This window comes from uncultured Pseudacidovorax sp., from assembly GCF_913773995.1.
Lineage (GTDB): Bacteria > Pseudomonadota > Gammaproteobacteria > Burkholderiales > Burkholderiaceae_C > Xenophilus.
The window spans coordinates 26,108-32,118 of the sequence record NZ_CAJYES010000252.1 but is presented as its reverse complement, the minus strand read 5'-3'; the positions used below and the strand labels follow the sequence as shown (position 1 = coordinate 32,118).

The 6,011-nt window shown below is 70.4% G+C and carries 6 protein-coding genes; all 6 read left to right on the top strand.

What is annotated here, in order from left to right; genetic code table 11:
* Nucleotides 1-1,319 (top strand): aconitase family protein (locus tag QZ772_RS24705; protein WP_295532392.1); only part of this gene is annotated, 1,319 nt, incomplete at its 5' end.
* Between the two features lie 3 nt (nt 1,320-1,322).
* Nucleotides 1,323-2,516 (top strand): 2-methylaconitate cis-trans isomerase PrpF, encoded by a 1,194-nt coding sequence (prpF, locus tag QZ772_RS24700; protein WP_295532391.1) that lies wholly within the window; start codon nt 1,323-1,325, stop codon nt 2,514-2,516.
* Nucleotides 2,517-2,578: 62 nt separating this feature from the next.
* Nucleotides 2,579-3,439, top strand: coding sequence for an isocitrate lyase/PEP mutase family protein (locus QZ772_RS24695; protein ID WP_295532389.1), 861 nt, complete (start codon nt 2,579-2,581; stop codon nt 3,437-3,439).
* A 12-nt stretch (nt 3,440-3,451) separates the two neighbouring features.
* Nucleotides 3,452-4,420 carry a DUF4434 domain-containing protein gene (locus QZ772_RS24690; RefSeq protein ID WP_295532387.1) on the top strand — a complete coding sequence of 323 codons (969 nt, stop codon included), beginning with the start codon at nt 3,452-3,454 and terminating at the stop codon, nt 4,418-4,420.
* Nucleotides 4,421-4,556: 136 nt separating this feature from the next.
* Entirely contained in the window at nt 4,557-5,729 is a 1,173-nt protein-coding gene (locus QZ772_RS24685; RefSeq protein ID WP_295532385.1) for an acyl-CoA dehydrogenase family protein, read from the top strand.
* Nucleotides 5,730-5,763: 34 nt separating this feature from the next.
* Nucleotides 5,764-6,003: an acyl carrier protein gene (locus QZ772_RS24680; RefSeq protein WP_295532383.1), complete on the top strand. Its 240-nt coding sequence runs from the start codon at nt 5,764-5,766 to the stop codon at nt 6,001-6,003.
* The last annotated feature ends 8 nt before the right edge of the window (nt 6,004-6,011 follow it).

Sequence of the window (6,011 nt, the reverse complement as noted above, 5' to 3'; positions counted from 1 at the left end):
AGACCTCGCTGGCGCCCGGCTCAAGGGCCGTCGAGCTGTACCTGCAGGAAGCCGGCCTGCTCGGCGAGCTGGAACGCCTGGGCTTCGGCATCGTGGCCTTCGCCTGCACCACCTGCAACGGCATGAGCGGCGCGCTCGACCCGGCCATCCAGCAGGAGATCGTGGACCGCGACCTCTACGCCACCGCCGTGCTCTCGGGCAACCGCAATTTCGACGGCCGCATCCATCCCTATGCCAAGCAGGCCTTCCTGGCCTCGCCGCCGCTGGTGGTGGCCTATGCCATCGCCGGCACCATCCGCTTCGACATCGAACGCGACGTGCTGGCCACCGATGACCAGGGCCGCGAGCTGCGCCTGGCCGACCTCTGGCCCAGCGACGCGGAGATCGACGCCGTGGTCGCCGCCAGCGTCAAGCCCGAGCAGTTCCGCCGCGTGTACGAGCCGATGTTCGCCATCCGCGCCGAGGGCGACTCCAGCGCCAGCCCGCAGTACGACTGGCGCCCGCGGTCCACCTACATCCGCCGCCCGCCCTACTGGGACACCGAGGGCATGGGCGCCCTCGCGGCGCAACCCCGCACGCTGCGCGGCATGCGGCCCCTGGCCCTGCTGCCGGACAACATCACCACCGATCACCTGTCGCCCTCCAACGCCATCCTGGCCGACAGCGCGGCCGGCGAGTACCTGGCGCGCATGGGCCTGCCGGAGGAGGACTTCAACTCCTACGCCACGCACCGCGGCGACCACCTCACGGCCATGCGCGCCACCTTCGCCAATCCGCAGTTGGTCAACGAGATGGCCGTTGTCGATGGCGTGGTGAAGAAGGGCTCGCTCGCCCGCATCGAGCCCGAGGGCCGCGTGGTGCGCATGTGGGAGGCCATCGAGACCTACCTGCAGCGCCGCCAGCCGCTGGTGGTCATCGCTGGCGCCGACTACGGCCAGGGCTCCAGCCGCGACTGGGCGGCCAAGGGCGTGCGCCTGGCGGGCGTGGAGGCGGTGGTGGCCGAAGGCTTCGAGCGCATCCACCGCACCAACCTGATCGGCATGGGCGTGCTGCCGCTGGAGTTCCTGCCCGGCACCACGCGGCTGACGCTGGGGCTGGATGGCACCGAGACCTACGACGTGGAGGGCGGGCGCACGCCCGGCGCGCAGCTGACGCTGGTCATTCATCGCCCCAGCGGTGAGCCTCTGCGCGTGCCGGTGCGCTGCCGGCTGGACACGGCGGAGGAGGTGTCGGTCTACGAGGCCGGCGGCGTGTTGCAGCGCTTTGCGCAGGACTTCCTGGCGGGGCAGACTGCCCCCCTTCAACCGGCCACGGACTGAACCATGCCCGCCCCTCAGATCAAGATCCCCGCCACCTACATGCGCGGCGGCACCAGCAAGGGCGTCTTCTTCCGCCTGCAGGACCTGCCCGAGCGCGCCCGCGAGCCCGGCCCCGCGCGCGACGCGCTGCTGCTGCGCGTGATCGGCAGCCCCGACCCGTATGGCAAGCAGACCGACGGCATGGGCGGCGCGACCTCCAGCACCAGCAAGGTGGTCATCCTGTCCAAGAGCAGCCGGCCCGGCCATGACGTGGACTACCTCTTCGGCCAGGTCGCCATCGACAGCGCCTTCGTCGACTGGTCCGGCAACTGCGGCAATCTGTCGGCCGCCGTCGGGCCTTTTGCCATCGAGGCCGGCCTGGTCGATGCGGACCGTGTGCCCGCCGAGGGCGCGTGCACCGTGCGCATCTGGCAGGCCAACATCGGCAAGACCATCGTGGCCCATGTGCCGATGGCGGACGGTCAGGTGCAGGAGACGGGCGACTTCGAGCTCGACGGCGTGACCTTCCCGGCCGCCGAGGTGCCGCTCGAATTCCTCGACCCGGCCGAGGAGGGCGAGGGCGGCGCGATGTTCCCGACCGGCCGGGTTGTGGACCAACTGGAGGTGCCCGGCGTCGGCACCTTCGCGGCCACGCTGATCAATGCCGGCATCCCCACCATCTTCCTCAACGCGGCCGACCTTGGCTACACCGGCACCGAGCTGCAGCCGGACATCAATGGCGACGCCGCCGCGCTGGCGCGCTTCGAGACCATCCGCGCCTGGGGCGCTGTGCGCATGGGCCTGATCCGCGACGTGGCCGAGGCCGCCACGCGGCAGCACACCCCCAAGGTGGCCTTCGTCGCGCCGCCGCAGGACTACGTGGCCTCCAGCGGCAAGCGCGTGCGCGCGGCCGACATCGACCTGCTGGTGCGCGCGCTCTCCATGGGCAAGCTGCACCACGCCATGATGGGCACCGCGGCCGTGGCCATCGGCACCGCGGCGGCTATTCCGGGCACGCTGGTCAACATGGCCGCAGGGGGCGGCGAACGCAGCGCCGTGCGCTTCGGCCATCCCTCTGGTCTACTGCGGGTCGGCGCCGAGGCGCGGCAGGTCGATGGGCCGGCCGGGCCGCAATGGCAGGTCACCAAGGCCCTCATGAGCCGCAGTGCCCGTGTGCTCATGGAAGGCTGGGTGCGCGTGCCCGGCGACTGTTTCTGAACTGGACGGCCGACACGCGCCAGACACTCCGCGCGCGCCCGGCCGTCGAACCCCTTCCCTGCATGTCCACTCGCAAACAACTCAAGTCCCTGGTCGAGGCCCGCCGCGGCGTGCTGGTGCCGGGCGCTTTCAATGCCCTCTCGGCCCGCGTGATCGAAGACCTTGGTTTCGAGGCGATCTACGTCACCGGCGCCGGCGTCACCAACATGTGGTTCGGCATGCCCGACCAGGCCTTCATGGGCCTGGCCGAGATCGCCGACCACACGGCGCGCATCCGCGACGCCGTCGAATTGCCGCTGATCGTCGACGCCGACACCGGCTTCGGCAATGCGCTCAACGTCTACCACACGGTGCGCACGCTTGAGCGGGCGGGCGCCGACTGCATCCAGCTGGAAGACCAGGTCGCGCCCAAGCGCTGTGGCCACTTCTCGGGCAAGGAAGTGATCAGCACCGAAGAGGCCGTGAGCAAGATCAAGGCGGCCGTCGACGCGCGCCGCGATGCAGACCTGATGATCATGGCCCGCACCGACGCGGCCGCCACGCACGGCTTCGAGGCCGCCATCGAGCGCGCGCAGCAGTTCGCCGAGGCCGGGGCCGACATCCTCTTCGTCGAGGCGGTGACGAAGGCCGACGAGGTGCGCGCGCTGCCGCAGCGCCTGGCCAAGCCCCAGCTGATGAACATGGTCATCGGCGGCAAGACGCCCATCTTCAATGCCGACCAGTTGGGCGAGCTGGGTTACGGCATCGTGCTCTACGCCAATGCCGCGCTGCAGGGGGCCATGATGGGCATGCAGAAGGCCCTGACCGCGCTGCGCGACCAGAAGGAAGTGCAGGAGTCCAGCGGCCTGGTGGCGCCCTTCGCCGAGCGCCAGCGCCTGGTGGGCAAGCCCGGCTGGGACGCGCTCGAAAAGCGCTACACCTGAACGGGCGACACGATGCCCACCCGACGTTCCTGGCTTGGCGCCGCGGGCGCTGCGGCAGCCCTGATGGCGGCCGGCTGCGCCCCCGCGCCGATGCGGCTGGACGGCACCTTCCTGCAGCCCTGGCGCAGCCATGAGGCCCTTTCGCTGGACGAATGGCAGCGCCGTCTGCGGGTGACGCGCGCGCTGGGCTGCCGCGAGGTGGTCGTCCAGTGGATGGGCCTGTACGGCGGCGCCAACGACTGGATGCTGCCGCCCGCGCTGCTGCAGATGCTGTTCGACGAAGCGGCGCGCCAGGGCATGGGCGTGCGCCTGGGCCTGCCCTACGACGAGCGCTGGTGGACCACGCTCGGCGCCAAGCAGCCCGAGGCGCTGCCGGCCTTCCTGGACCAGACGCGCGAGCGCAGCCTGGCGGCCATGCGCAGCGAGCCGTGGCCCGGGCATGCCGCCTTCCGGGGTTGGTACCTGCCCTACGAGATCGACCAGTACAACTGGGCCACGCCGGAGCGGCGCCGCCTGCTCACGGCCTGGCTGCGCGACCTGGCGGCCGAGCCGCCGAAGCGCGGGCAGCCGCGCCTGGCCGTCTCCACCTTCTACAGCCGCCTTCCCACCCCGGGCTCGCTGGATGGCCTGTGGGCCGAGATCCTCGACGCCGCGCCGCTGCGGCCCATGCTGCAGGATGGCGTGGGCGTCGCCGGCATGGGCAACTACGCGGGCCTGGAGCCGCTGCGCCGCCTGCTGCGCCAGCGCGGCGTGGCCTTCGACCTGATCGTGGAGCTGTTCGAGCAGTTGCCCAACCCGCCCGGACAGCCCGACGGCTTCCGTGCCCGGGCGGCCACGCTGGAACGCGTGCGCGCCCAGCTGGACGTGGCGCGCACCTATGGCGCCGAGCATGTGCTCGCCTTTGCCATCGATCCCTGGCTGCTCGGCGACACCCCCGAGGCCCAGAAGCTGTTGCGCGACTGGCGTGGCGGCGATTCCTGAGAAGCGCATCTCCAAACCGTGTCGGATTCCACACTTGGCGCCTTGCGTCAGGTGCTGGTCACAGCTTCTCCGCAAAGCTTACGAAAAGTGAATTTATACTGAAAATGTATCAACACTCTCAAAGCTTGGGGCGGGAATGAAGGCCGCTGAACCGTTGTCTCCCGCCGCATCCTGGGAGGATGCCGTGGCCCGGGCGACGCAAGTTGCCGCCGCCCATGCCGACGCCGTGGACCAGGAGGGCCGGCTGCCCGTCGAAGTGCTCGCGGCCCTGCGCGCGGAGGGCCTGATGGGCCTGCTGGTGCCCACCCGATTCGGCGGTCCGGGCCTGCCGCTGCGTGCGGTGGTCAATGTCTGCCGGCGCCTCTCCGAAGCCTGCGCCGCCACGGGACTGATCTACGCCATGCACCAGTCGCAGTCCGCCGTGGCTATCCACCACGCGCAGGACAGCGAATGGCACCAGGGCCTCCTCGCGCGCATGGCCGCCGAGCAGATGCTGGTCGCTTCGGCGACCACCGAAGGTTCGACGGGCGGCGCCATCCGCGCCAGCGCCTGCTTCCTGGACCACCAGCCCGAGGGGCGGTTGGACCTGCGCAAGAACGGCGCCGTCATCTCCTATGCCCCCGCGGCCGATGTGTTCCTGGTGAGTGCCCGCCGCGCCGAGGATGCCGCCGCCACCGACCAGCGGCTGGTGGCCGTGCTGCGTGATCAGATCCAGCTGCAGCCGCATACGCCCTGGAACCCCATCGGCATGCGCGGCGCCCGCACCGACCGCTACGACCTGGCCGCCGACTGCGGCGCCGACCAGGTCTATGCCGAGCCCTTCTCGGTGCACATGTCGCAGACCATGCTGCCCACCTCGCACCTGCTGCTGGGTGCCGTGTGGCTGGGCATCGCGGTCTCGGCGCTGGGCCGGGCGCGGGCCTTCCTGCGGCACCGCAACCGCAGCGGTGCGCCGCTCAATCCCATCGCCAACCTGCGCCTGGCCGAAGGCGAGACGCTGGTGCAGCAGTTCCGCGGCACGCTGGCGGCCTGCATGGCGCTCTATGAAGATGTCGACGGCCCGCAGACCGCCACCGAGCGCATGGTCAGCTACAACGCGCTGAAGGTCGGCGCTTCGGAGCTGGTGGTGCGTGTGACCGACATTGCGCTGCGCATCTGCGGCATCCAGGGCTACATGGAACCGGGCGAGTTCTACCTGAGCCGGCACATCCGCGACGCGCATGCTGCGGCGGTGATGGTCAACGACGACCGCATCCTGGGCAGCCTTTCCACCGTGGTACTGGGCGTGCCGCTCAACCGCGACCTTTGAACATCGAGGCCTCGTGCCTCCGCCTTTTCCATCCATGACCACGCCCGCCGAGATCGAACAACAACTCATCGCCCTGATCCAGTCCGCCATCCTCAAGAAGGTGGACCCGGAGGTGCCCCTGCTCGAATCCGGCCTGCTCGATTCCGTCGCCGCCGTCGAGCTGATGCTGGCCGTCGAAAGCCGCTTCGGCTGCACGGTGCCGATCACCGAGGCGCAGGAGCATCTGTACTCGGTGCGCACACTGACCGACTTCGTGGTCGCCAACGCCGCCTGAGCGTCCGT